Genomic DNA, 3288 nt, shown 5'->3' on the forward strand with positions numbered 1-3288 from the left:
GGGATCGCATACGAACATAGCATCGCGACAGGATGCGCGGAGGCATTTGCCCGGTGCGGCGCCCGGCTTGCCGCCACCTATCTCAACGAAAAGGCAAAGGACTGGGTCCAGCCTGTCGTCGACCAGCTCGGCGTCGAATGGACTGCGCCGTGCGATGTACGCATCCCCGGCGAACTCGAGGCGCTTTTCGGCCAGGTGCAAGAACGCTGGGGTGGCCTCGATTTCCTGCTGCACTCGATCGCCTTCGCGCCGAAGGAGGATCTCCACGGTCGGGTGGTCGACAGCAGTGCGCAAGGCTTCTCGACGGCGATGGACGTGTCCTGCCACAGTTTCCTTCGCATGGCGAAGCTCGCCGAACCGCTGATGGCAACGGGCGGATGCCTGCTTTGCGTGACCTTCTATGGTTCGGAGCGGGTGGTCGAACACTATAACCTGATGGGTCCCGTCAAGGCGGCCCTGGAAAGCGCAACGCGCTATGTCGCCGCGGAACTGGGCGCCAAAGCCATTCGGGCACACGCTATTTCACCAGGGCCGATTGCCACCCGCGCCGCAAGCGGAATCGACCGGTTCGACGAGTTGCTCGATCGGGCTGCCGCGCAGGTTCCCGCAGGAAAATTGGTTGACGTAAGCGACGTCGGCGCGCTGGCCGCCTTCCTCGTCAGCGATGCCGCGAAGCGGATCACCGGCACGATCATTCCGGTCGATAACGGGCAGCATCTTTTCGCGTGATCGTTCGGGCTGCCCCTCTTGCCCTCGCAGCCAGCGCCGTACTGGCGTCGCAGGCGCACGCGCAAGCTGCTCTGGAGTATGTCGTCCAGCGCGCAGGCAACCGCGATCAGAGCGGACATATCCTTGTCGATGTGCGCGTTCTCAATGCCGGGGCGGCCGCGCAGGAGGTTCGCCTTCCCGACGAGGTTGCGGCCGATCTGGTCAGCAACGGCACGTATCGAAAGGTCTGGCTGCAACGAGGCGAAAAACAGGCTGCGGTTCTGACGATCCGGGCCAATGGCTTTGCGGCGGCGCGCTACCGGATCGACTTTCAGGACGTCATGGACGGCGCGGCCTTGTCCATTCCCTCCTGGTCAACGCAGCAAATCCTCCTGACGATCGGCGTCGATCCTGAGGCCGACCGCTCTGCCCCGGTCGCCCTGACTGCCGCGCCCTCGCTCACGCCTCCGACCTCTCCGCAGATATCGCCAGACTCCGTCACACCATCGCCGACAGACCGAACCCGGGGCAATGCTTTCATCCCCAATCTCTCGGTCTACGAACCGATCTATGCGGTCTATGGCCCCGGCACCAACACCGACGCACGCATCCAGATCAGTTTCAAATATCAGCTGTTCGGAAATCGAGCGCGGATGGACCGCTTTCCCTCGCTGATCGACGGCCTCTATTTCGCCTATACCCAGCGCATGTTCTGGGACGTGGCGGCGAAATCCTCGCCCTTCCGCAATATCGATTATCAACCCGAGCTCTTCTATCTCTCGCCTGCCCTGCCCGTGTCAGATAAGGCAACGATCAGCGGCCAGATCGGCCTTCGCCATGAGTCCAATGGACGCGATGGCGCAGCCTCGCGCAGCCTCAACATGCTCTATCTGGCCCCGATGGCCGGCTTCTCGCTCGGCGAGGACCGAAGGCTGACGATCGCGCCGCGGCTGTGGCTCTATCTCGGAAACCTTTCGGACAATCCTGACATTCGCCGATATCGCGGCAATAGCGGGCTTTTCATTGAGGCCAGCGAGGATGATGGGCTGCGCGTCTCGGCTTCTACCCGTCTCAACCTGGGTAGCGGCAAGGGAGCTCTGACCGCCGAGCTCTCCTACCCGTTCCGGCGTATCCTGGGCGGAGGCCCGGACTTCTATCTCTTCGGCCAGGGCTTCACCGGCTATGGCGAAAATCTGCTCGACTATAACAAGCACGTGACGCGCCTGCGGATCGGCGTGGCGCTCGTGCGATGAACGCTCAAGGAGGTATAGCGTGAAGCTGCGGGGCCCTATCGTCATTCCCATTCTGGCCGTCGTCCTCATCGCCCTGGCTTTCGGGCTGTGGTGGATGTTTGGACGCACCGACAAGCTCCCCGATACCATCGTGCGCGGCAACGGCCGTCTCGAGATGACGCGCACCGATATTGCCGCCAAATATCCTGGCCGCCTGATGTCGCTTGACGTCCATGAAGGTGATCTCGTCGGGGCGGGTCAGGTCATCGCCCGGCAGGATGATGTAGACCTCAAAACCCAACTCGCCGGAGCGCTTGCCAAGCGCGAACAGGCAGTATCCGCCCTCATGCGCGCGCAAGGGGAGCTCGCCGCGCGGGACAGTCAGGCTCAGCTCGCCCGCATCGACTGGGTCGAGACCGGCAAGCTGCGGGAGCGTGACATGGTCTCGAACGTCGAGCTGGAGCAGCGTCGCCTGGCCTTGGTTGCTGCGCAAGGTGGCGCCCAGGCGGCGGGCGGCGGTGTCGGCGAGGCACGCTCGGCCATTGCCCAGGCCGACGCCCTGATCGCGCAAACCAGAGCCGGCCTTGCCGACCTGCGGATCATCGCACCGACGCCCGGGCGCGTCGAATATCGGATCGTCGAGCCTGGAACCATGTTGCCACCGGGCGGCAAGATCGTGTCGCTGGTCAATGCCGAGGATGCCTGGCTCACCATCTTCCTGCCCGCTTCGGTCGCCGGCAAGATCAGGATCGGCGACGAGGCACGCATTCTTCCGCAGGGTTTTGGCGACGCCATTCCCGCGCGCGTCAGCTTCGTGGCGCCCGATGCGCAGTTCACGCCAAAATTCGTCGAGACGGCCAGCGAACGCGAGAACCTGTCCTACCGGGTGAAGCTGCAGATCGCGCCTGATCTCGCCCGTGGCCTGGACGGAAGGCTGAAAGCCGGCATGACGGCGGACGGGTTCGTGCGCACCGATACGCGCCAGCCCTGGCCCGACCTCACCAAGATCGACAAATGATCCCGCCCGCTCAGATCCTCCCCGAAGAGGCGATACGGATCGAAAGCCTTTCGCATCGATATGGCGGTATCATCGCCCTGAACGAGGTTTCGCTCTCCCTGCCCAAGGGGAAGACCACCGCGCTGGTCGGGCCCGATGGCGTAGGCAAGTCGACGCTGCTCGGCCTCATATCCGGCGTGAAAAAGCTGCAAACGGGACGTCTTTCGGTTCTCGGCTTCGATCGCACCGAGCGTCGCAAGCGGGAGGAGTTCCTTTCCCGCGTCGCCTATATGCCCCAGGGGCTTGGTCGCAATCTCTACCCGACGCTTTCCGTCCGCGAGAATATCGACG

4 protein-coding genes are annotated in these 3288 nt (G+C 63.5%); all 4 read left to right on the top strand.

Translation table 11 applies throughout. The features are described from left to right. The coding region (gene fabI, locus KAY22_RS26780; RefSeq protein ID WP_296626107.1) for an enoyl-ACP reductase FabI at positions 1 to 729 on the top strand (729 nt) is incomplete at its 5' end. Continuing rightward, complete coding sequence (locus KAY22_RS26785) at positions 726 to 1961, top strand: phospholipase A (RefSeq protein WP_159365918.1); 1236 nt, start codon at positions 726 to 728, stop codon at positions 1959 to 1961. The genes fabI and KAY22_RS26785, both read left to right, overlap by 4 nt. Positions 1962 to 1980: 19 nt before the next feature. Further along, positions 1981 to 2958, top strand: coding sequence for an HlyD family efflux transporter periplasmic adaptor subunit (locus KAY22_RS26790; RefSeq protein WP_017503206.1), 978 nt, complete (start codon positions 1981 to 1983; stop codon positions 2956 to 2958). Further along, on the top strand, positions 2955 to 3288 hold a 334-nt coding region (locus tag KAY22_RS26795), incomplete at its 3' end, for an ATP-binding cassette domain-containing protein (protein ID WP_296626108.1). The genes KAY22_RS26790 and KAY22_RS26795, both read left to right, overlap by 4 nt.

This window comes from Rhizorhabdus sp., from assembly GCF_018006725.1.
Classification (GTDB): domain Bacteria; phylum Pseudomonadota; class Alphaproteobacteria; order Sphingomonadales; family Sphingomonadaceae; genus Rhizorhabdus.